General features: G+C 70.2%; 15 protein-coding genes and 3 rRNA genes. 10 read left to right on the top strand and 8 right to left on the bottom strand.

The features are described 5' to 3' along the window. Positions 1–49: 49 nt before the first annotated feature. The 4 genes from ACW14Y_RS16690 (at position 50) to ahcY (ending at position 4,494) form a co-directional block, all read left to right on the top strand. A complete protein-coding gene (locus ACW14Y_RS16690; RefSeq protein ID WP_030398084.1) occupies positions 50–232 on the top strand; it encodes a Trm112 family protein in 183 nt (60 codons plus the stop codon). A 95-nt stretch (positions 233–327) separates the two neighbouring features. Further along, positions 328–1,641 (top strand): SIS domain-containing protein, encoded by a 1,314-nt coding sequence (locus ACW14Y_RS16685; protein ID WP_456987409.1) that lies wholly within the window; start codon positions 328–330, stop codon positions 1,639–1,641. Between the two features lie 108 nt (positions 1,642–1,749). Beyond that, the gene (locus tag ACW14Y_RS16680) at positions 1,750–2,727 is read left to right on the top strand and encodes a cation diffusion facilitator family transporter (protein ID WP_340636125.1); all 978 of its coding nucleotides are present in this window, start codon (positions 1,750–1,752) and stop codon (positions 2,725–2,727) included. Positions 2,728–3,045: 318 nt separating this feature from the next. Then, on the top strand, positions 3,046–4,494 hold the full coding sequence (gene ahcY / locus ACW14Y_RS16675) for an adenosylhomocysteinase (RefSeq protein ID WP_380310749.1): 1,449 nt from the start codon (positions 3,046–3,048) through the stop codon (positions 4,492–4,494). Between the two features lie 88 nt (positions 4,495–4,582). On the opposite strand, the gene ACW14Y_RS16670 is transcribed toward ahcY, so the two are convergent. Next, a complete protein-coding gene (locus tag ACW14Y_RS16670) occupies positions 4,583–5,776 on the bottom strand; it encodes a hypothetical protein (RefSeq protein WP_456987406.1) in 1,194 nt (397 codons plus the stop codon). Continuing rightward, a complete protein-coding gene (locus tag ACW14Y_RS16665) occupies positions 5,773–6,369 on the bottom strand; it encodes a SigE family RNA polymerase sigma factor (RefSeq protein ID WP_380394357.1) in 597 nt (198 codons plus the stop codon). The genes ACW14Y_RS16670 and ACW14Y_RS16665 overlap by 4 nt, the downstream gene beginning before the upstream one ends. Positions 6,370–6,500: 131 nt before the next feature. Between ACW14Y_RS16665 and ACW14Y_RS16660 the strand changes: the two genes are divergently transcribed. Further along, a complete protein-coding gene (locus ACW14Y_RS16660; protein WP_456987404.1) occupies positions 6,501–7,154 on the top strand; it encodes a hypothetical protein in 654 nt (217 codons plus the stop codon). Positions 7,155–7,200: 46 nt separating this feature from the next. Here ACW14Y_RS16660 and ACW14Y_RS16655 read toward each other — a convergent pair whose 3' ends face one another. Beyond that, a complete protein-coding gene (locus ACW14Y_RS16655; protein WP_456987402.1) occupies positions 7,201–8,148 on the bottom strand; it encodes an RDD family protein in 948 nt (315 codons plus the stop codon). 220 nt (positions 8,149–8,368) lie between these two features. Here ACW14Y_RS16655 and ACW14Y_RS16650 point away from each other — a divergent pair, with 220 nt between their 5' ends. From ACW14Y_RS16650 to rrf, 4 genes are all read left to right on the top strand, one after another. Then, complete coding sequence (locus ACW14Y_RS16650) at positions 8,369–9,373, top strand: stage II sporulation protein M (protein ID WP_380310759.1); 1,005 nt, start codon at positions 8,369–8,371, stop codon at positions 9,371–9,373. Between the two features lie 571 nt (positions 9,374–9,944). Then, positions 9,945–11,468 (top strand): 16S ribosomal RNA (locus ACW14Y_RS16645). Positions 11,469–11,744: 276 nt separating this feature from the next. Continuing rightward, a 23S ribosomal RNA gene (locus ACW14Y_RS16640) occupies positions 11,745–14,866 on the top strand. Between the two features lie 85 nt (positions 14,867–14,951). Then, a 5S ribosomal RNA gene (gene rrf / locus ACW14Y_RS16635) occupies positions 14,952–15,068 on the top strand. Together the 16S, 23S and 5S rRNA genes form the textbook arrangement of a ribosomal RNA operon. Before the next feature lie 322 nt (positions 15,069–15,390). On the opposite strand, the gene ACW14Y_RS16630 is transcribed toward rrf, so the two are convergent. From ACW14Y_RS16630 to ACW14Y_RS16610, 5 genes are all read right to left on the bottom strand, one after another. Continuing rightward, positions 15,391–16,701, bottom strand: a complete 1,311-nt coding sequence (locus ACW14Y_RS16630) for a DUF58 domain-containing protein (protein WP_380390785.1) — start codon at positions 16,699–16,701, stop codon at positions 15,391–15,393. Positions 16,702–16,771: 70 nt separating this feature from the next. Further along, on the bottom strand, positions 16,772–17,692 hold the full coding sequence (locus ACW14Y_RS16625; RefSeq protein WP_380305115.1) for an AAA family ATPase: 921 nt from the start codon (positions 17,690–17,692) through the stop codon (positions 16,772–16,774). Between the two features lie 152 nt (positions 17,693–17,844). Then, a complete protein-coding gene (locus ACW14Y_RS16620) occupies positions 17,845–19,098 on the bottom strand; it encodes a DUF4350 domain-containing protein (RefSeq protein WP_380305071.1) in 1,254 nt (417 codons plus the stop codon). Then, entirely contained in the window at positions 19,095–19,766 is a 672-nt protein-coding gene (locus ACW14Y_RS16615) for a DUF4129 domain-containing protein (RefSeq protein ID WP_380305073.1), read from the bottom strand. Before ACW14Y_RS16615 ends, ACW14Y_RS16620 begins: the two co-directional genes overlap by 4 nt. 5 nt (positions 19,767–19,771) lie before the next feature. After that, a complete protein-coding gene (locus tag ACW14Y_RS16610) occupies positions 19,772–21,022 on the bottom strand; it encodes a DUF7544 domain-containing protein (RefSeq protein WP_456987398.1) in 1,251 nt (416 codons plus the stop codon). A 286-nt stretch (positions 21,023–21,308) separates the two neighbouring features. Between ACW14Y_RS16610 and mtrA the strand changes: the two genes are divergently transcribed. Next, positions 21,309–21,986, top strand: a complete 678-nt coding sequence (mtrA, locus tag ACW14Y_RS16605; protein WP_030247322.1) for an MtrAB system response regulator MtrA — start codon at positions 21,309–21,311, stop codon at positions 21,984–21,986. Positions 21,987–21,989: the final 3 nt, after the last annotated feature.

Here is a 21,989-nt window from a genome sequence, read left to right as displayed (position 1 = left end):
CCGCTGTGCCGTCGGCCGAGAACCCGTACCGAGACCGGAGACCGAACCCATGAAGCTCGAATCCTTCCTGCTGGAGATCCTGGTCTGCCCGCAGTGCCGGTCCGCGCTCACCGAGGGCGGCACCGAGGAGCAGCCCGAGCTGCTCTGCGCCGGCGAGACCTGCGGCCTGGCGTACCCGGTGCGCGACGGCATTCCGGTCCTGCTGGTGGACGAGGCCCGCCGCCCGGCCTGATCCTGGGGCGGGGCGCCGCCCGGTCCCCGACCGGGGCCGGCCGCCCCGCTCGTCCGCCGTCCTCAGCGCCCAGCCAGCAGCCGGAGGCCCGCCGCATGCTCGACGACACCCTGCTCGACGACCCGGCCGCCCTCCGGCGCGCCGACCACGACCGCGCCCTGCTCGCCCTGGCCGGCTCCGGCGCCCGGGTCCGCACCGCGCTGCGGCTCGCCGAGGCGGCCGGCCTGGACCGGCTGCGGCCCGACGGCCGCCCGCGCGCCGTCCTGGTCGCCGGGCACGGCAGCGCGCTGACCGCCGGCGAGATGCTCGCCGCGCTGGCCGGCACCGCGAGCCTGGTCGTCCCGCTGCCGCCCACCGACGCCGCGCCCGTCCCGCGCACCGACCGCGCCAGCGCCCCGGCCGTCTTCACGGCCGGCCTGGCCTGGCAGCTCCCCGGCTGGGCGGGCCCGCTCGACCTGCTGGTGATCAGCTCCGCCGCCGGCGGCGAACGCGGCCTGGTCGCCCTCGCCGAGCAGGCCTACGCGCGCGGCTGCGCGATCGTGGTCACCGCCCCCGGGGGCAGCCCGCTCGCCGAGGCCGCGCTGCAGGTCCGGGCGCTGCCGCTGCCGTTCGTGCCCCCCGCCGACACCTCCGACGCGCCCGCCGACGACGACGGCGAACGCGGCCGGGGCACCGAGCCCGACCTGCCCGCCGAGGACCCGGCCGCGCTCTGGGCCCACCTCGCCCCGCTGCTCGCGCTCACCCAGAAGCTGGGCGTCACCCCGCTGCCCTACGACGCGCTCGCGGCGACCGCCGACCTGCTGGACGCCACCGCCGTCCGCTGCCGGCCGGACGCCGCCGCGTACACCAACCCGGCGAAGAGCCTGGCCGCCCGGCTGGCCGGGACCGTCCCGCTGCTCTGGGCGGAGGGACCGGTGGCCGGCGCCGCGGCCGGGCGGTTCGCCGCCCAGCTCGCCGAACGGGCCGGCCGCCCGGCCCTGGCGGGCCTGCTGCCGCAGGCGCTGACCGCGCACCGGGGCATGTTCACCGGCCAGCTCGGCGCGGGCGCCGACCCGGACGACTTCTTCCGCGACCGGGTCGACGAGCCGGACCCGCTGCACCTCCAGGTCCTGCTGCTGCGGCAGACCGTCGAGGAGGCGCCCTCCGGTGCCGGTGCCGGTGCCGGTTCCGCCGGTCCCGGGTTCGGGGGAGCACCCGGCGAGGACGACGGCGGCCCGGTCGAGGTCCCGGCCGACGACGCGCGCCCGCGCAGCTACGGCGTCACCCGCGCGCACCGGCTCGCGGCCGCCCACGACGTCCGGCTGACCGAGTACGCCGGCCGCCGCGCCGAGCCGCTGCACGCACTGGTCGAGCTGGTCGCGCTCACCGACTTCGCCGCCGTCTACCTCGGGCTCGCCGCCCAGTCCTGAGCCTGCGGCGGGTCGGCCCGGTACCGTATGCGCTCGACGACGACCGGGCCACCGGACGACCGGTCACGGGCCGCGCGGACGGCCCCCGACGGAGGGACCTTCCGAGCAATGAGCACCGAAGGCGGTACCAAGGCGCTGATCGCGGCGCTGGCCGCGAACCTGGGCATCGCGGTGAGCAAGTTCGTCGCGTTCGCCTTCTCCGGCTCCTCCTCGATGCTCGCCGAGGGCGTCCACTCGGTGGCCGACTCCGGCAACCAGGTGCTGCTGCTGATCGGCGGCAAGCGGGCGCAGCGCGAGGCCACCCCCCAGCACCCGTTCGGCTACGGGCGCGAGCGGTACATCTACGCGTTCCTGGTGTCGATCGTGCTGTTCAGCCTCGGCGGCATGTTCGCCGTCTACGAGGGCTACGAGAAGATCGCCCACCCGCACGAGCTGGACAACTGGTACTGGCCGGTGGGTGTGCTGGTCCTCGCCATCGCGCTGGAGGGCTGGTCCTTCCTCACCGCGTTCCGCGAGGCCGTCAAGGACAAGGGGGCGCACGGCTGGCCCGCGTACATCCGCCGGGCCAAGGCGCCCGAGCTGCCGGTCGTGCTGCTGGAGGACACCGGCGCGCTGATCGGCCTGGTCCTGGCGCTGTTCGGCGTGGGGCTGACCGCGATCACCGGGGACGGGATCTGGGACGGCGTCGGCACGCTGTGCATCGGCGTGCTGCTGATCGTCATCGCCTTCGTGCTGGCCGTCGAGACCAGGTCGCTGCTGCTCGGCGAGTCGGCCCACCCCGAGGTGGTGGCGCAGATCCGGGACGCGCTGGTCGACCACGACTCGGTGGACCGGGTGATCCACATGCGGACCCTGCACCTGGGCCCGGAGGAACTGCTGGTCGCCGCCAAGATCGCCGTTCCGGCCGACTCCACCGCCCCCGAGGTCGCCGCGGCGATCGACGCCGCCGAGGTCCGGATCCGGCGGGCGGTGCCGATCGCCCGGGTCATCTACCTGGAGCCGGACATCTACAGCGCGGAGAAGGAGGCGGCGGGTGACGACCCGTACGCCACGCCCGGCGGGCCCGTTCCCGGCGGGGCGCACTGAGCCCGCGCGGGCTCCGGCCCGGAGGCCGAAAAACGGCCGTACCGGGCCGTTCCGCGGGGCCGTCGGTGTAGATTCGTCCCCAGAGCCAGAACGTCGCTGCTGATGGCGGTCGATCGGTGACCCGCCCCCCACGGGGGCGCGCCGGTCGAGGGAGAGAGGTCCTCCGACGGTTTGTGCCGAGCAACAGGACAGCCGTACCGCGCCGACCCGGCCGCGGGCCGGACGCCCTGGCGTCGCCGCACACCGTCGCGGCCCGCCGTGTTGTGACGCACCCCAGGACCTTGGCCCCGCCCCACCCCCTCAGCGAGGAGCAGACGCATGTCGACCGACATCACCGGTGACTTCAAGGTCGCCGACCTTTCCCTGGCCCCGTTCGGCCGCAAGGAGATCCAGCTCGCCGAGCACGAGATGCCCGGCCTGATGACGATCCGCGCCGAGTACGCCGCGTCGCAGCCGCTGGCCGGCGCCCGGATCACCGGCTCGCTGCACATGACCGTGCAGACCGCCGTCCTCATCGAGACCCTCACCGCCCTCGGTGCCGAGGTCCGCTGGTGCTCCTGCAACATCTTCTCGACCCAGGACCACGCCGCCGCGGCCATCGCCGTCGGCCCGAACGGCACCCCGGAGAACCCGCAGGGCGTTCCGGTCTTCGCCTGGAAGGGCGAGACCCTGGACGAGTACTGGTGGTGCACGGAGAAGGCGCTGACCTGGCCGAACGGCCAGACCCCGAACATGATCCTGGACGACGGCGGTGACGCCACCCTGCTGATCCACAAGGGTGTCGAGTTCGAGAAGGCCGGTGTCGCGCCGGACCCGTCCACCGCGGACAACGACGAGTTCCGGATCATCCTGGAGCTGCTCAACCGCACCCTCAAGGACACCCCGAACAAGTGGACCGAGGTCGCCGCCACCATCAAGGGCGTCACCGAGGAGACCACCACCGGTGTCCACCGCCTGTACGAGATGCACCGTGACGGCAAGCTGCTGTTCCCGGCGATCAACGTCAACGACTCGGTCACCAAGTCGAAGTTCGACAACAAGTACGGCTGCCGCCACTCGCTGATCGACGGCATCAACCGCGCCACCGACGTCCTGATCGGCGGCAAGGTCGCCGTCGTCGCGGGCTACGGCGACGTGGGCAAGGGCTGCGCCGAGTCGCTGCGCGGCCAGGGCGCCCGCGTCATCGTCACCGAGATCGACCCGATCTGCGCGCTGCAGGCGGCGATGGACGGCTACCAGGTCGCGACCCTGGACGAGGTCGTGGAGACCGCCGACATCTTCATCACCACGACCGGCAACAAGGACATCATCATGGCCTCCCACATGGCCCGGATGAAGCACCAGGCCATCGTCGGCAACATCGGCCACTTCGACAACGAGATCGACATGGCCGGCCTCGCGAAGCTCCCGGGCGTCGTGAAGACCGAGGTCAAGCCGCAGGTCCACGAGTGGCGCAAGGAGGACGGCCGCACCATCATCGTGCTGTCCGAGGGCCGTCTGCTGAACCTGGGCAACGCGACCGGCCACCCGTCGTTCGTGATGTCCAACTCCTTCGCCAACCAGACGATCGCCCAGATCGAGCTGTTCACGAAGACCGAGCAGTACCCGATCGGCGTCTACGTGCTGCCGAAGCACCTGGACGAGAAGGTCGCCCGGCTGCACCTCGACGCGCTGGGCGTGAAGCTCACCGTGCTCTCCCAGGACCAGGCCGACTACATCGGCGTTCCGGTCGAGGGCCCGTACAAGGCGGAGCAGTACCGCTACTGATGCGGTGACAGGCGAGTGCCGGTGGTAGGCGTCCCCTCGCGGGGGCGCCGGCCACCGGCGTTCCGGGCCGTCGTGGCTCCGCGCGTCCTCAGGGCGTGACCTCGGTGGTCCAGGCAGAGCGGTCGGTGCCGAGCGGGACGAACCGGTCCAGCCACCCGGCCAGGCCCTCGGCCGTGCCGAGGGGGGCCTCGTCCGGGGAGGCGGTGGCGCACACCTGGACGCCCAGGGTCTCGGTGCACTGCCTGGGGGACTCCGGTCCCGTGTTCGGTGTGGCCGAGGTCGTGGTCGAGGCCAAGGTCGAGGGCGAGGGCGAGGCCACGAGCCTGAGCCCGGGCCGGGGGAGGGGTGCGGTCGGCGAGCGGACCGGTTCGACGGCGGGCCGGACGTCGAGGCTGATGTACTTGTCCCCGGACTGGTAGTTGATGCCCGCGGACCAGGGGTAGCCGTCGGCGGCCCCGGTGCCCAGGTAGAGGTTGACCCCGCCCTGGGTGAAGCCGGCGGGGATGTTCCGGACCTTGAACGGCAGCCGTACCGCCTGGGGGCCGGTGGTGACCTTGTCGGCGATGCCGAGCAGCAGGTCGAGGACGCCGTCGGCGGCGCGCAGATAGATGCCGTGCAGTTCGATCCAGGACCCGTCGGCCGCCTGCCAGCGGAGCGTGTAGTCACCGCTCGGGCCCGTCGGATCGTCCGGCGCCCGGCCCACCCAGTACGCCGGCCTGCCGTTCACCGGCCGGGCGTCCACCCGGTACTGCTGCTGGCCGAGATTGTCGGTCCCGACCGTCGGAGCCTGGTCGGCCGCGTAGGCCGAGAGGAAGACCGTCTGGCGGTTCATCGCCAGCGCGTCCGGGCCGGTCTGCGGCGGGCCGTAGGCCTTGCCGCTGAACAGAGTGGGCGCCCCGCTGAAGCCGATGATGTAGCTGGCTCCGTCGAAGCCCTCGGGCAGCCAGCCGAACGCGGCGGCGATGGTGAGCGGGTCGTGGCCGGTGTCCGGACCGAGGGCAGGCAGCACGAGGTCCTGCGCTGCCGGGCCGGTGGCGGCTTTCACCGGGCCGTTGGCGGCCCGGTCCGGCAGGGTGGCGCCGAGGACCGAGGCCCCCAGCGCGACCGCCGTCACCGCGCCGAGCACCCCGAGCCGGCGCCGGCGCAGCCGGGACCGGCCCTGGTGGATCGCCCAGGCGGTGTCCGTCCGGCCGAGCGGGGCTGGGGAGTCGGCGAGCGCGACGAGGCCGGCGGCCAGCTCGGCGGCGAGGCGGTCCTCGGTGAGGTCGGTGCGGTGGTTCATGACGCTGCCCCTTCCACCGGCACGGCCGGCCGGAGGTCTCGGAGGTTGGGAAGGTCCGTGCGGTCCTGACGGTGCTGCCGGTCCTGCCGGTCCTGGCGGTCCTGCTGGTCGAGGGACCGGCGCAGGGCGTCGAGCCCCCGGGAGGTCTGGCTCTTCACATTGCCGGTGGAGCACCCCAGCGCCGCCGCGGTCTGCTCCACCGTCAGGTCGCAGTAGTGGCGCAGCACCACGGTGGCCCGCTGCCTCGGCGGCAGGGCCGCGAGTGCGCGCCGGAGGTCGACCGACAGGTCCAGGTCGGGTCCGGCGGCGGCCGGCTCGGGCACCGCCCCGGTCCGGCGGCGGGCGGCCCAGCGCCCCCAGGGGGAGCGCTGCTCGGCGAGGAAGGTGTTCACCAGGACGGTCCGGGCGTACCCGTCCAGGTTCTCCAGCCGGGACAGCCGCGACCAGCGGACGTACAGCTTGGTGACCGACTCCTGGACCAGGTCGTCCGCCCGGTGCCAGTCACCGCAGAGCAGGTAGGCCACCTTGCGGAGCCACGGCGCCCGAGCCGCGACGAACTCCGTGAACTCGGCGTCGCGGGTCTGCTTCGCCATCGATGAACGCTCCCTTCCGCGGCGCCGCGGTCGCGGCGCACACCTCCCTAATGCGGGGCACCCGGCAGAGGTTGCACGTCCGTTCGAGCCGGTTCGCTGCCCCGGGCCGGGCCGGACGTAGGCTTTCGGGCATGCCCAACGGCCGGTACTCGCTCCACGACGTCCACGACCACGTGCTGCTCGGTGAGGAGCGCTTCAGCTGCGCGCCCGGCCCGGCCGGCTGGCGGTACGTGTCCAAGACCTACGCGCCGGACGGTCAGGTGCTCGGCACCGTGGACCTCACCCTGGACTCGCGCTCCCGCCCGCTGCGGATGGAACTCCGGGCCGGCGGCTGGCAGGTCAGGGGCGGTGCCGTCGACGGGGTCGCCTGGGTCCGGGCCGACGCCGCGGACCCGGCCGGGGAGCAGGCGGTGGAGGGGCACGACCGGGCGCACGGCTTCGCCGGTCGCTCGCCCGCGTTCCTGGTCGCCGCCGCGCGGCTGCTCCGGCTGGGGGAGGGGGCGAGCGCGCGGGTGCGGCTGGTGGCGTTCACCGATCCGGTGCTGGCGCCGCGCACCTTCGACCAGGGGTGGTTGCTGGAGGGGGTGGACACGCACGACACGGATTCGGGGCCGCTGCTCGTCGAGCGCTACCAGGTGGCGGACCTGGAGACCGGGGAGCAGCAGGTGGTGCACCTGGCCGGGGACGTGGTGCTGGCCGCCGGGGGCGTCGAGCTGGAGGAGCTGGAGTCGCCGCCGAACGCCTGGCCGGCCGGGTTCGGGTACGGGGACGGCCTCGGGGAGTGAGCCGGGCGGGTGCGGTTCGGGCCGGCCAGGCTCGGGCGGGTGCGGCTCAGGCCGGCGGCGCGAAGCCGGTGCCGGTGGCCGGGGGGCTCGGCGGCGCGGGCGGCCTCACGGGGGCGACCGGAGGCGCGGGCTGCTGCGGCGGCTGCGGGGCGTACTGCTGGGCACCGTACTGCTGCGGGGCGTGCGGCTGAGGGGCGTACTGCCGACCCTGGGCCTGCTGCTGCGACGCGTACCCCTGCGCCCTGGTCCACTCGCGGCGCTGCCGCTCGGTCAGGACCGCGCCCAGGTACGCCGCCGGGTGGACCCCGTACGGGACCGGGTGGCCGGTGCGGGCGGCCAGGTCGTCCGCGAGCCGGGCGGACATCCGATGGGCGACCGCCTGGTCCAGCTCGCCGATCCGCCCGAGGAACTGCCGGACGGCCAGCCACAGCGGCTCCGGCACGGCGGAGAGGTCCAGCGCGACCAGCTCGCCGCCGATCGCCTGCAGCAGCTGCGGGTTCACCGGCGGCAGCGCGGCGGCGGCGCCACCACCACCGGGCACCCGCTCGCGCACCACCAGCGTCCCCGCGAAGACGTCACCCAGCCGCTTCCCCTCGGACGACACCACCGAGCAGATCACGGCCGGCACGCCGAACAGCACGATGATCTCCAGGAAGCCGACCAGACCGCGCACCAGCGAGTGCCGGAACCGCACCGGGCCGCCGTCGCTGCGCACCACCCGGAGCCCCAGCGCGGCCTTGCCCAGGGAACGCCCCCGGCTGAGGGTCTCGATCATGATCGGCAGCGCGACCAGGAAGAGGACGGTCAGCCCGATCGTCACGGCGGCGACCGCGGCGCCGTCCAGTCCCGGTGCGAGCAGGCTCAGCACCAGGGTCGTCACCACGAGGCCGACGACCTGTACGGCGAGGTCCAGCGTGACGGCCAGGCCCCGGCTCGGAAGCTTCGCCGCGCGCAGGCCGAGGACGACCGCCTCGCCCGTCACCAGGTCGCTCAAGACACCCGTCCGTTCCCGTCGGTGGTACGGGGTCCGTGGGAGGGGAATCCGGCGGACCGCCCCCACGTCCCGTGATCTGCTGCCCGTCAACATACGGGGCCGCGGAGCCGGTCGGGAAGGGAGGTCCCGGCCGCCGCGGTGCCGTTCCCCCCTGGCATGCTGGGCCCACCTGTCCGCACCCGCCCGATCGCGCGTCCCGCGCCGACCATGGAGCCGCCGCATGGACCTGGACGTCTTCGTCGCCACCCACCAGGGGGAGTGGGCCCGGCTGGACGCCCTCACCCGGAAGCGGCGTCCGAGCGGCGAGGAGGCGGACGAGCTCGTCTCCCTCTACCAGCGGGTCACCGGCCATCTGGCCAAGGTCCAGGCCGCCGCGCCCGACCCGACCCTCGAAGGCCGGCTCACCAGCCTGGTCTCGCGGGCCCGTGACTCGGTCACCGGCAGTCGGACGAGCGGCTGGCGCGACGTCGCCCGCTACTACACGGTCAGCTTCCCGGCCGCGCTCTACCGGGCACGTCGCTGGTGGATCCCGGTCGCGGTGCTCTCGCTGGTCGCCACCGCGCTGGTCGCCTGGTGGGTGGCGGGCCACCCCGAGGTCCGCAACAGCCTCGGCGCGCCGGACGCGCTGCGGGAGATGACCAGGCCCGGCGGCGCCTACGAGGCCTACTACTCCGACCGTCCGGCGAGTTCCTTCGCCGCCCAGGTCTGGACGAACAACGCGTGGATCGCCGTGCAGTGCCTGCTCTACGGTGTGGTGCTCGGCCTCCCGGTGCTGTGGGTGCTGTGGAGCAACGTCCTCAACCTCGGACTCGGCGTCGGGCTGATGGCCTCCGCGGGCCGCCTCGACATCTTCCTCGGCCTGCTCATCCCGCACGGTCTGCTGGAGCTGACCGCCGTCTTCGTCGCCGGCGGCCTGGGACTGCGGCTGGGCTGGACGATCGTCGACCCGGGCCCGCGCAGCCGGGCGACCGCGTTGGCCGAGGAGGGCCGCTCGATCGTCGGCATGGGAATCGGCCTGGCGACGGTGCTGGCGGTGTCCGGCGTACTGGAGGCCTTTGTGACGCCGTCCGGCCTGCCGACCTGGGCCCGGATCACCATCGGCGCGCTCGCCGAGGTCGCATTCCTGTTCTATGCCCTGGTGCTGGGTCGAAAGGCTGCCGCGACCGGCGAGACCGGAGATCTCGACGCGGCCGACCGGGCGGACCTCCAGCCGGTCGCGGCCTGAGCCGATGTCATCACCAGGCCCTCTGACCTGGTACTCTTCTCGCATCCCAGAAAAACCATTGACGTGGTAGGACTGGGCTAGTAGGTTTGAACGGTTGGGACGGACTGGACAACAGTCGGACTCGGGCGCTAATGTCTACGACACCGCCGAGTCGAGGTGAGTGTGCTTCTCGAATGCACGCCCTCTCCGACACGGTAAATCCCGGAACTGAGCACACTGAAAGCTTTGATAAGCTTCGGAGCGAAGTGAAGGAAATCCCCCCAGCGGGAATTCGGAGAAACGAAAGCCGGTCAAACCGGCCGCGAGGATCTGATAGGCTGGGAACACGAAAGAACGAAGCGCCCGGAGGGCCGGTGTGAAAGCCGCCTGAAGGAAGTGTCCGTTCCTTGAGAACTCAACAGCGTGCCAAAAGTCAACGCCAGATATGTTGACATCCCCGGCCTCGGATTCTTCCGGGGTTGGAGATTCCTTTTGAAGTAAAACACTAGCGAGGACGCAGTGCGCGGGGCCGCCCTATTCCGGTGGTTGCCGTGCCGCTCGACGCGAGTGCTCACCGGATTACCGGTAATCATTCACGGAGAGTTTGATCCTGGCTCAGGACGAACGCTGGCGGCGTGCTTAACACATGCAAGTCGAACGGTGAAGCCCTTCGGGGTGGATCAGTGGCGAACGGGTGAGTAACACGTGGGCAATCTGCCCTGCACTCTGGGACAAGCCCTGGAAACGGGGTCTAATACCGGATATGACCTGGGACCGCATGGTCCCGGGTGTAAAGCTCCGGCGGTGCAGGATGAGCCCGCGGCCTATCAGCTTGTTGGTGGGGTAATGGCCTACCAAGGCGACGACGGGTAGCCGGCCTGAGAGGGCGACCGGCCACACTGGGACTGAGACACGGCCCAGACTCCTACGGGAGGCAGCAGTGGGGAATATTGCACAATGGGCGAAAGCCTGATGCAGCGACGCCGCGTGAGGGATGACGGCCTTCGGGTTGTAAACCTCTTTCAGCAGGGAAGAAGCGCAAGTGACGGTACCTGCAGAAGAAGCACCGGCTAACTACGTGCCAGCAGCCGCGGTAATACGTAGGGTGCGAGCGTTGTCCGGAATTATTGGGCGTAAAGAGCTCGTAGGCGGCCTGTCGCGTCGGATGTGAAAGCCCGGGGCTCAACCCCGGGTCTGCATTCGATACGGGCAGGCTAGAGTGTGGTAGGGGAGATCGGAATTCCTGGTGTAGCGGTGAAATGCGCAGATATCAGGAGGAACACCGGTGGCGAAGGCGGATCTCTGGGCCATTACTGACGCTGAGGAGCGAAAGCGTGGGGAGCGAACAGGATTAGATACCCTGGTAGTCCACGCCGTAAACGTTGGGAACTAGGTGTTGGCGACATTCCACGTCGTCGGTGCCGCAGCTAACGCATTAAGTTCCCCGCCTGGGGAGTACGGCCGCAAGGCTAAAACTCAAAGGAATTGACGGGGGCCCGCACAAGCAGCGGAGCATGTGGCTTAATTCGACGCAACGCGAAGAACCTTACCAAGGCTTGACATATACCGGAAACGGCTAGAGATAGTCGCCCCCTTGTGGTCGGTATACAGGTGGTGCATGGTTGTCGTCAGCTCGTGTCGTGAGATGTTGGGTTAAGTCCCGCAACGAGCGCAACCCTTGTTCTGTGTTGCCAGCATGCCTTTCGGGGTGATGGGGACTCACAGGAGACTGCCGGGGTCAACTCGGAGGAAGGTGGGGACGACGTCAAATCATCATGCCCCTTATGTCTTGGGCTGCACACGTGCTACAATGGTCGGTACAAAGGGCTGCGATGCCGCGAGGCGGAGCGAATCCCAAAAAGCCGGCCTCAGTTCGGATTGGGGTCTGCAACTCGACCCCATGAAGTTGGAGTTGCTAGTAATCGCAGATCAGCATGCTGCGGTGAATACGTTCCCGGGCCTTGTACACACCGCCCGTCACGTCACGAAAGTCGGTAACACCCGAAGCCGGTGGCCTAACCCGTAAGGGGAGGAGCCGTCGAAGGTGGGACCAGCGATTGGGACGAAGTCGTAACAAGGTAGCCGTACCGGAAGGTGCGGCTGGATCACCTCCTTTCTAAGGAGCAATATGCCGCTTGCAGGCGAATGTCCTGCACGGTTGCTCATGGGTGGAACGTTGACTATTCGGCACACAGGATCAACTACTGCAAGTACTGCTTCGGCGTGGAACGCGGTTGATCGATTCTGGGTGTCGGGCACGTTGTTGGGTCCTGAGGGAACGGCCGTATGGTCTGTTTCTTCAGTGCCGGTCTCATGCGAGGTGGTCTTCGGGCTGCTGAGTGTGGGTGTCTGGTCGTTGTTTGAGAACTGCACAGTGGACGCGAGCATCTGTGGCCAAGTTTTTAAGGGCGCACGGTGGATGCCTTGGCACCAGGAACCGATGAAGGACGTGGGAGGCCACGATAGTCCCCGGGGAGCCGTCAACCAGGCTTTGATCCGGGGGTTTCCGAATGGGGAAACCCGGCAGTCGTCATGGGCTGTCACCCATACCTGAACACATAGGGTATGTGGAGGGAACGCGGGGAAGTGAAACATCTCAGTACCCGCAGGAAGAGAAAACAACCGTGATTCCGGGAGTAGTGGCGAGCGAAACCGGATGAGGCTAAACCGTATTGGTGTGAGACCCGGCAGGGGTTGCCGATACGGGGTCGTGGGATTTTTCTTGACCGGTCTGCCGGCCGGTCGGCGAGTCAGAAACCGTACAGGTAGTCGAAGGACATGCGAAAGGTCCGGCGTAGAGGGTAAGACCCCCGTAGGCGAAATCTGTACGGCTCGTTTGAAGAACTCCCAAGTAGCACGGGGCCCGAGAAATCCCGTGTGAATCTGGCGGGACCACCCGCTAAGCCTAAATATTCCCTGGTGACCGATAGCGGATAGTACCGTGAGGGAATGGTGAAAAGTACCGCGGGAGCGGAGTGAAATAGTACCTGAAACCGTGTGCCTACAAGCCGTGGGAGCGTCGGACATGCAGCTTGCTGTGTGTCTCGTGACTGCGTGCCTTTTGAAGAATGAGCCTGCGAGTTTGCGGTGTGTAGCGAGGTTAACCCGTGTGGGGTAGCCGTAGCGAAAGCGAGTCCGAACAGGGCGATACAGTTGCATGCCCAAGACCCGAAGCGGAGTGATCTAGCCATGGGCAGGTTGAAGCGGAGGTAAGACTTCGTGGAGGACCGAACCCACCAGGGTTGAAAACCTGGGGGATGACCTGTGGTTAGGGGTGAAAGGCCAATCAAACTCCGTGATAGCTGGTTCTCCCCGAAATGCATTTAGGTGCAGCGTCACGTGTTTCTTGCCGGAGGTAGAGCACTGGATAGGCGATGGGCCTCACCGGGTTACTGACCTTAGCCAAACTCCGAATGCCGGTAAGTGAGAGCGTGGCAGTGAGACTGTGGGGGATAAGCTCCATGGTCGAGAGGGAAACAGCCCAGAACACCGACTAAGGTCCCTAAGCGTGTGCTAAGTGGGAAAGGATGTGGAGTCGCAGAGACAACCAGGAGGTTGGCTTAGAAGCAGCCACCCTTGAAAGAGTGCGTAATAGCTCACTGGTCAAGTGATTCCGCGCCGACAATGTAGCGGGGCTCAAGCACATCACCGAAGTCGTGTCATTGCAGCATGAAGGGCCAACGCCTGCTGTGATGGGTAGGGGAGCGTCGTGTGCCGGGTGAAGCGGCGGTGGAAACCAGTCGTGGACGGTACACGAGTGAGAATGCAGGCATGAGTAGCGATACAAGAGTGGGAAACTCTTGCGCCGATTGACCAAGGGTTCCTGGGTCAAGCTGATCTGCCCAGGGTAAGTCGGGACCTAAGGCGAGGCCGACAGGCGTAGTCGATGGACAACGGGTTGATATTCCCGTACCCGCTTTGAAGCGCCAACGCTGAACCAGGTGATGCTAAAGCCGTGAAGCCGGCCCGGAGTCTTCGGACAAAGGGACGTGGTGGAGCCGCTGATCCAAGTCTGTACTAGGTGAGCGATGGGGTGACGCAGGAAGGTAGTCCAGCCCGGGCGGTGGTTGTCCCGGGGTAAGGGTGTAGGGCGTTGTGTAGGCAAATCCGCACAACAATAGCCTGAGACCTGATGCCGAGCCGATTGTGGTGAAGTGGATGATCCTATGCTGTCGAGAAAAGCCTCTAGCGAGTTTCATGGCGGCCCGTACCCCAAACCGACTCAGGTGGTCAGGTAGAGAATACCGAGGCGTTCGGGTGAACTATGGTTAAGGAACTCGGCAAAATGCCCCCGTAACTTCGGGAGAAGGGGGGCCATTCCTGGTGACGGCACTTGCTGCCAGAGCTGGGGGTGGCCGCAGAGACCAGCGAGAAGCGACTGTTTACTAAAAACACAGGTCCGTGCGAAGCCGTAAGGCGATGTATACGGACTGACGCCTGCCCGGTGCTGGAACGTTAAGGGGACCGGTTAGCTCTGATTCGTCGGGGCGAAGCTGAGAACTTAAGCGCCAGTAAACGGCGGTGGTAACTATAACCATCCTAAGGTAGCGAAATTCCTTGTCGGGTAAGTTCCGACCTGCACGAATGGCGTAACGACTTCTCGACTGTCTCAACCATAGGCCCGGTGAAATTGCATTACGAGTAAAGATGCTCGTTTCGCGCAGCAGGACGGAAAGACCCCGGGACCTTTACTATAGCTTGATATTGGTGTTCGGTTCGGCTTGTGTAGGATAGGTGGGAGACTTTGAAGCCGTGACGCCAGTCATGGTGGAGTCGTCGTTGAAATACCACTCTGGTCGTGCTGGATGTCTAACCTGGGTCCGTGATCCGGATCAGGGACAGTGTCTGGTGGGTAGTTTAACTGGGGCGGTTGCCTCCTAAAGAGTAACGGAGGCGCCCAAAGGTTCCCTCAGCCTGGTTGGCAATCAGGTGTTGAGTGTAAGTGCACAAGGGAGCTTGACTGTGAGACTGACGGGTCGAGCAGGGACGAAAGTCGGGACTAGTGATCCGGCGGTGGCTTGTGGAAGCGCCGTCGCTCAACGGATAAAAGGTACCCCGGGGATAACAGGCTGATCTTCCCCAAGAGTCCATATCGACGGGATGGTTTGGCACCTCGATGTCGGCTCGTCGCATCCTGGGGCTGGAGTAGGTCCCAAGGGTTGGGCTGTTCGCCCATTAAAGCGGTACGCGAGCTGGGTTTAGAACGTCGTGAGACAGTTCGGTCCCTATCCGCTGTGCGCGTAGGAGTGTTGAGAAGGGCTGTCCCTAGTACGAGAGGACCGGGACGGACGAACCTCTGGTGTGCCAGTTGTCCTGCCAAGGGCATGGCTGGTTGGCTACGTTCGGGAGGGATAACCGCTGAAAGCATCTAAGCGGGAAGCCTGCTTCGAGATGAGCACTCCCACCTCCTTGAGAGGGTAAGGCTCCCAGTAGACGACTGGGTTGATAGGCCGGATATGGAAGCCCTGTGAGGGGTGGAGTTGACCGGTACTAATAGGCCGAGGGCTTGTCCTCAGTTGCTCGCGTCCACTGTGTTGTTCTGAAACAACGACCCCCATGACATGGCCTGTCGTGGGTGCGGTTGACAGTTTCATAGTGTTTCGGTGGTCATAGCGTGAGGGAAACGCCCGGTTACATTCCGAACCCGGAAGCTAAGCCTCACAGCGCCGATGGTACTGCAGGGGGGACCCTGTGGGAGAGTAGGACGCCGCCGAACAATCATTGTGAAGAACCCCCGTCGGGAAACCGACGGGGGTTCTTTGCGTTCTGCGTGAATTACCGCGCGAACGGCTGTGGAGGTATTTCCCCGGACGGGAAGGGGATTGCTGTCCGGGTGGGAATACCGTTGGACTGGGTGGCGGAGTACCTTAAAGCCCCGCGCCAATGGCCCCGAGAAGCGCCGGGAAAGCCCCTTGGAGGCATTCGACGGAAGCCCGGGTGGGGGAGTTCCGCCACCCGTCGAAAGGCACTGAGAAGCCCCGCCACCGGATCGGTGGCGGGGCTTTTTCGTGTTCCCCCGGTGGGGCCGGGAGCCTTTGTCAGAGGCGGCCGGCGGCCTTGAGGGCGAGGTAGGTGTCGGCCAGGGCCGGGGCGATCGAGGTGGGCGGGGCGTCGAGGACGGTGATGCCGGCGCGGGTGAGGCGGTCGGCGGTGAGGCGGCGGTCGGCACGGGTCTGTTCGGCTGCGGCGGCGCCGTAGACGGCCTCGACCGTGCCGCGGCCGGCGGCGAGCTCGTCGAGGTGGGGGTCGGAGACGGACGCGAGGACGACCTCGTGGCGCTTGGTGAGGAGCGGCAGGAGCGGGAGCAGGCCGTCCTCGACGGAGGCCGCGTCCAGGCCGGTGAGCAGCACGATCAGCGAGCGGTGCGGCGCCATCTTCAGGGCGGTGGCGACCAGCGAGCGCATGTCGGTCTCGTAGAGGGCGGGTTCCAGGACGGCCATCGCGTTGGTGAAGGCCGGGAGGATCTCGCCCGGGGAGCGGCCGGCCACCGCGGTCCGCTTGCGCAGGTCGTGGGCGAGCAGGTCGACCCGGTCGCCCGCCTTGGTGGCGAGCGCGGTGAGCAGCAGTGCGGCGTCGAGCGAGGCGTCGAGCCGGGGAGCGTCGCCGACCCGGCCGGCGGAGGTGCGGCCGGTGTCGAGGACGACCAGGATGTGCCGGTCGCGCTCGGGGCGCCAGGTGCGGACGGCGACGGTGTGGCGGCGGGCGCTGGCCCGCCAGTCGATGGAGCGGATGTCGTCGCCGGGCAGGTACTCGCGGAGGGAGTCGAATTCGGTGCCCTGGCCGCGGGTCAGGACCGAGGTCCGGCCGTCGAGTTCGCGCAGTCGGGCGAGCCGGGAGGGCAGGTGCTTGCGGCTGGCGAACGGGGGCAGGGCGCGGACCGTCCAGGGGACGAGGTGCGAGCCCTGGCGTCCGGCCAGGCCGAGCGGGCCGAGCGAACGGACGGTCACCTTGTGGGAGTGGTGGTCCCCGCGCCGGGTCGGGGTGAGGACGGTGGTGACGCGGCGGCGTTCGTGGCCGGGGACGCGCAGGGTGTGCCGGGAGGCGGCGAACGCGGTGCCGGGCCGCCAGGCCGACGGGGCCCAGGCGTCGCGGATCCGGGCCCGCAGGGGCCGTCCGGCCGGGTTGGTGACGGTCAGTTCGACCGAGGCGGGCTCGCCGAGCCGGACCGTGGTGTCGCCGCCCCGGTCGATCCGCAGGCTGCGGACGGGGGCGGCGAGCACCAGGTCGAGGGCGACGGCGAGCAGGACCGCGCCGGTGACGGCGCCGATGCCCGTCCAGGAGGGCAGCAGCAGGCCCGTGACGAGGGCGCCGAGCGCGGCGAGCAGGGCGGTTCGCCCGGTGATGGCCATGCGGTGCGTTCCTTCGTCGGGGCCGACGGTGAGGCGGCGAAACGTGGGGCGGTGGGACCCGGGGCGGGGATCAGCGCGGGGCCGGGGTCTGGGCGAGGACGGCCTGGATCACGGAGTCCGCGGTGACGCCCTCCATCTCGGCCTCGGCCCGCAGGGCGACGCGGTGCCGCAGGGTGGGCAGGGCGAGCGCCTTGACGTCGTCGGGGGTGACGTAGTCGCGGCCGGCCAGCCAGGCCCAGGCGCGGGAGGCACCGAGCAGCGCGGTGGCGCCGCGCGGGGAGACGCCGATGGAGAGCGAGGGCGACTGCCGGGTGGCCCGGCAGAGGTCGACGATGTAGGCGAGCACCTCGGGGGCGACGGTCAGCTTGGCGATCTGCTCGCGGGCGGCGGCGATGTGCTCGGCGCCGGCGACCGGGCGCACGCCGGCAGCGGCGAGGTCGCGCGGGTCGAAGCCGGCCGCGTGCCGGGCGAGGACCTGGAACTCCTGGTCCCGGTCGGGCAGCGGGAGGATCAGCTTGAGCAGGAAGCGGTCGAGCTGGGCCTCGGGCAGCGGGTAGGTGCCCTCGTACTCGACCGGGTTCTGGGTCGCGGCGACCAGGAACGGCACCGGCAGGGCGCGCGGCTCGCCGTCGACGGTGACCTGCCGTTCCTCCATGGCCTCCAGCAGGGCGGCCTGGGTCTTCGGCGGGGTGCGGTTGATCTCGTCGGCGAGCAGCAGGTTGGTGAAGACCGGGCCGGGCTGGAAGGAGAACTCGGCGGTGCGGGCGTCGTAGACCAGGGAGCCGGTGACGTCACCGGGCATCAGGTCGGGGGTGAACTGGATGCGCTTGGTCCCCAGGCTGAGCGCGGTGGAGAGGGTGCGGATCAGCAGGGTCTTGGCCACCCCGGGGACGCCTTCGAGCAGCACGTGGCCGCCGCAGAGCAGGGCGACGACGAGGCCGGTGACGGCGGCGTCCTGGCCGACGACGGCCTTCGCGATCTCGGCGCGCAGGGCGGTGAGCGCCTCGCGCGGGTCGCCGAGTCGGGGGTCGCCGAGCCTCGGGTCGACGGCGGGGCCGGGGACGGTGCTGCCGGGGACGGTGGGGCCGGTGGTGGCGGGCGCCGGGCCGGGGGTGATGCGGAGCTGGGTGGTGGCCTTCTCGGTCACGGCTTCCGTACCTGCCTTTCGAGGGTGTCGAGGTCGTCGGCGAGCCGCAGCAGTGCGGCGTCGTCGGTCGGGGGAGGGCCGTACAGCAGGGCCGCGGCTTCCCCGGCGGGCCGCTCGGGGAGGCGGTCCGCGACGGCCGCGCAGAGGGCGGTGGGGTCGGGTGCGCCGGCCACGGGCGGGACGCCGAGGGCCGGGGCGATGCGCAGCGCGGTGGCGCGGCGCAGGGCGTCGGCGGCGCGGCCCCGGGCCTTGGCCCGGCGGTAGAGGCGGGCGCGGCCCTCGGTGGTCTCGGAGGCGCGGACCACGACCGGCAGCTTCTCGTCGACCACCGGGCCGAGCCGCCGGGCCCGCCAGAGCGCGGCGAGCAGGACGGCGATGCCGAGCTGGTAGCCGGCCCAGGTCCAGCCCTCGGGGATGTAGTCCTGGAAGCTCTTGCGCCCGCCCTCGGCGACCGGGGCGGTGTAGTCGGGCAGGTGCCAGGTGAGGTGCGGCCGGGAGCCCAGCAGGCCGACTCCGAGGGCGGCGTTGCCGTCCTTCCCGAGCAGCTCGTTGGTGAGGAACTCGCCGCTGCCGAGGACCACGACATCGGTGTTCCGGCCGGTGGTGACGGCGACCACGGGGTAGCCGTGGCCGCGCGGGTAGCAGCCCTCGCCTCGGCTGCCGGCGGTGTAGAGCAGGCCGCCGAGGTGGGCGCTGCCGGCCCGGACGGCCTCCGGGAGGGAGCAGCCGGGTTCGGTGGTGCGCACGCCGGCGTAGGGGGCGCCGCCGTTCTCGTCGGAGGTGCGGACGCCGGGCACGAGGGCGCTGAGGGCGGCGGGGCCGGGGGCGACCAGGACCACCCGGCCGTACCGGGCGGCGGCGACGGCGGCCAGTTGTTCGGGGGTGAGCAGGTCGGGCTCGGGCAGGACGAGGGTGTCGGTGCCGGTGGGCCGGACGGCCGGGTCGGCGGTGAGGGCGACCTGGAGGCCCTCGCGCTCCAGGAGGGCGATCACGGCGTGGCTGCCGGCGGGCTCGTAGGAGCGGGGGTCGAGCGGCGGGTACCGGCGCTCCTGGTTGACGGCCGCGAGCAGGACGGCGGCGAGCAGCAGGAGGGCGGCGGTGAGCAGGTACCAGCGGGCGCGCCGCCACAGGCCGCGGCCGGTGGGGGCGGTGCTGGTGGCGACGGCGACGGCGACGGCGCCGGTGGCGGTCGGTGCGGGCCGCGGGGCGGCGGCCGGGTCGGTCGGGGGAGCGGGGGTGGCGCTGGTCATGCGGCTCCTCCGGCGGCCGGGGCGAGGACCGGGCGGGCGCGTTCGAGCGCCCGGTCGAGGTCGCGCAGCGACTGGTAGGCACCCTGGTCGGCGGTGCGCTCGCCGTACGCGATGTCGTCGAAGGCGCGGGCGGCCGAGGCGAGCTCGGCGGCGTGGGCGGGCAGTGCGCGCCCGGCCTCGGCGGCGGCCTCGTCAGCGGTGCGGCCGGGGCGGGCGTCGAGCAGGGTGCGCTCCTCCAGGCCCCGGACGAGGGCGCGCATCTGCTCGCGGACGGCCTCGGTCCAGCGGCCGGCGGCGGCGTGCCGTTCGGCGTCGGCCCGGTGCTCGGCGGCGCTGCGCGGGCCGATGTCGCCGAAGACCCCGGGGTCGGTGCGGGCGGCCCGCCCGGGGGCGCCGAGGCGCCACCAGAGGGCGGCGCCGACCACCGCGGCGACCAGCAGGAACAGGACCAGGCCGGTGGCGCCGCTGGTGCCGTCGCCGGTGAGCGCGCCCAGGGCCTCGTCGATCCGGGCCGTGATCCACTTGAGGATCCGTTCCTGGAGGCTCGGGTCGTGGCGGTGGTAGTCGGCGTTGAGCAGTTCGTCGCGGGCCGCGTCCTTGGCCGCGTCGCGCGGTGTCGTGACCGGGGCGCCACCCGCGAGCACGACGATCTCCCCCCGGATCGGCATCGGGCTCAGAGCCTTGTGGGGGCGGGGCCGGCCTGGTCGCCCCAGCCGGTGCCGCTCTGCCCGGGCAGGCCGGCGGCGCGGGCGAGCTCGATGTCGAGGGCCTCGCGGCGGATCCGCTGGTCGACGTAGAGCAGCACGCCGATGGTGGCGGTGAAGGGGAGGGTGACGGTGGAGGAGAGGACGCCGCCGATCGCCATGGCGACCAGCATCGCGGCGGGCATGCTGCCGGTCTGCCCGGAGTCGACCTGCGCGACGAAGTCGTCGAGGCCGATCGCCATGCCGATGACCGTGAACGGGGTGCTGATCACACCGCCGACGACCGCGGCGATGATCTGGCTGAGCACGGTGATGCCGCAGATCCGCCACCAGGAGCGGCGGACCAGCCGGCGGGAGCGGGAGAGGGCGGTGATGACGCCCTGCTTCTCCAGCATGAGGGCGGGGGCGGCCAGGCTGAGCTGGATGCCGATCCAGACGGCGACCGGGAGGCTGAGCAGGCCCACGACGACGAGCAGGCCGACGATCGCCGGTTCCTCGGCCCCGGAGACCAGGTAGCCGATCAGCGGGGCGAAGCCCAGCAGGAGGATGCCGCCGGCGATGAGGCCGGTGAGCAGGGTGAGGCCGACGAGCTGGAGCAGCCGCGGCCTGGCGTCGCGCCAGGCGTCCCCGATCGACACGGCCTGCCCGAGGACGGCGCGGCTGACCACCATGGTCAGCAGGGCCGAGGCGACCACGCCGAGCAGCATCGAGAGCGGCAGGCTGATCAGGGCGGTCAGCACCGGGGTGAGGTCGCCGGTGTCCCCCTGGATGGCGAGCTGGGCGCCGAGCGAGGCGCCCTGCTGGACGACCGCGACGCCGAGGGCGAGGCCGAGGGTGACCCGCCAGTGCTTGCGGACGGTGGAGACGGCGCCGTCGAGGATCTCGCCGAGGCCGAGCGGGCGCAGCGGGATCACGCCGGGCTTGGGGCTCTGCGGCACGCCCCAGCCGTACCCGCCGCCGGGCGGCTGCGGGCCCCAGCCGGGCGGCGGTCCGCCGTGGCCGGGCGGCGGTCCGCCGTGGCCGGGCTGCGTGCCCCAGGCGGGCTGCTGCCCGGCGTAGGGGGGCTGCGGGGCGCCGGGGGCGGTCCCCCAGGCGGGCGGGGTGTCCTTGGGCGGTGCCGACTGGCCGGGCACGGCGGCGGGCGCGTCGGCGGTGGGCCGGGCGCCGTCGCGGGGCGGCTCGGACGAGCCGGGCGAGGCCCAGCCCGGAGTGTCGGTCATCACTGCTCCTCGGAGGGCTTCGGGGGCGCGGCACCGGGTGGATCTTCACCCGCGCGCAGCGCCCATCGTGCCATGGTGCCCGGACGCACCCCAGGGGGAGCCGGTTGCTGAACGGCAACGGCCGGGGGGCGGACGTTCCGTCGGCTCCGCCGGGGGCCCGGGGGGCGGGAGGGGGCAGGAAATTGGCCCGGTTTGGCTTGAATTGGACCGGATCGCCAGTTGGCCGTTCTGGAGCAATGGGACTGCTGTGCGGCAGGTCACAATCCGGTAATGAGAAGATGGACGCATGAAGGGACGCGTCCTCGTCGTTGATGACGACTCCGCACTGGCCGAGATGCTCGGCATTGTGCTGCGTGGTGAGGGTTTTGAGCCGTTTTTCGTCGCGGATGGGGACAGGGCGCTAGCCGCGTTCCGGGAGACCAAGCCGGATCTGGTGCTGCTGGACCTGATGCTGCCCGGACGGGACGGCATCGACGTCTGCCGTCAGATCCGGGCCGAGTCCGGTATTCCGATCGTCATGCTGACCGCCAAGACCGACACGGTCGATGTCGTGGTCGGCCTGGAGTCGGGTGCCGACGACTATGTGACCAAGCCGTTCAAGCCCAAGGAACTGGTGGCCCGCGTGCGGGCCCGGCTCCGCAGGGCCGAGGAGCCGACTCCGGAGCAGCTCACCATCGGCGATCTGGTGATCGACGTGGCCGGCCACTCGGTGAAGCGGGACGGCCGGGGCATCCCGCTGACCCCGCTGGAGTTCGACCTGCTGGTGGCGCTGGCCCGCAAGCCCTGGCAGGTGTTCACCCGCGAGGTGCTGCTGGAGCAGGTCTGGGGCTACCGGCACGCGGCGGACACCCGACTGGTCAACGTCCATGTGCAGCGTCTGCGCTCCAAGATCGAGAAGGACCCGGAGCGTCCCGAGATCGTGGTGACCGTCCGCGGCGTCGGCTACAAGGCCGGGCCCAGCTGACGT

The sequence above is a fragment of the Kitasatospora sp. cg17-2 genome (genome assembly GCF_054031055.1).
This window is presented reverse-complemented; position numbering and strand designations above follow the sequence as displayed.

Bases quoted from the DNA above. Each gene is read 5' to 3' on its own strand.
- ACW14Y_RS16685 (WP_456987409.1), top strand. From the start codon at position 328: ATGCTCGACGACACCCTGCTCGACGACCCGGCCGCCCTCCGGCGCGCC.
- ACW14Y_RS16650 (WP_380310759.1), top strand. From the start codon at position 8,369: ATGGACCTGGACGTCTTCGTCGCCACCCACCAGGGGGAGTGGGCCCGG.
- ACW14Y_RS16680 (WP_340636125.1), top strand. From the start codon at position 1,750: ATGAGCACCGAAGGCGGTACCAAGGCGCTGATCGCGGCGCTGGCCGCG.
- ACW14Y_RS16620 (WP_380305071.1), bottom strand. From the start codon at position 19,098: ATGACCAGCGCCACCCCCGCTCCCCCGACCGACCCGGCCGCCGCCCCG.
- ACW14Y_RS16615 (WP_380305073.1), bottom strand. From the start codon at position 19,766: ATGCCGATCCGGGGGGAGATCGTCGTGCTCGCGGGTGGCGCCCCGGTC.
- ACW14Y_RS16630 (WP_380390785.1), bottom strand. From the start codon at position 16,701: ATGGCCATCACCGGGCGAACCGCCCTGCTCGCCGCGCTCGGCGCCCTC.
- ACW14Y_RS16670 (WP_456987406.1), bottom strand. From the start codon at position 5,776: ATGAACCACCGCACCGACCTCACCGAGGACCGCCTCGCCGCCGAGCTG.
- ahcY (WP_380310749.1), top strand. From the start codon at position 3,046: ATGTCGACCGACATCACCGGTGACTTCAAGGTCGCCGACCTTTCCCTG.
- ACW14Y_RS16610 (WP_456987398.1), bottom strand. From the start codon at position 21,022: ATGACCGACACTCCGGGCTGGGCCTCGCCCGGCTCGTCCGAGCCGCCC.
- ACW14Y_RS16660 (WP_456987404.1), top strand. From the start codon at position 6,501: ATGCCCAACGGCCGGTACTCGCTCCACGACGTCCACGACCACGTGCTG.
- ACW14Y_RS16690 (WP_030398084.1), top strand. From the start codon at position 50: ATGAAGCTCGAATCCTTCCTGCTGGAGATCCTGGTCTGCCCGCAGTGC.
- ACW14Y_RS16665 (WP_380394357.1), bottom strand. From the start codon at position 6,369: ATGGCGAAGCAGACCCGCGACGCCGAGTTCACGGAGTTCGTCGCGGCT.
- mtrA (WP_030247322.1), top strand. From the start codon at position 21,309: ATGAAGGGACGCGTCCTCGTCGTTGATGACGACTCCGCACTGGCCGAG.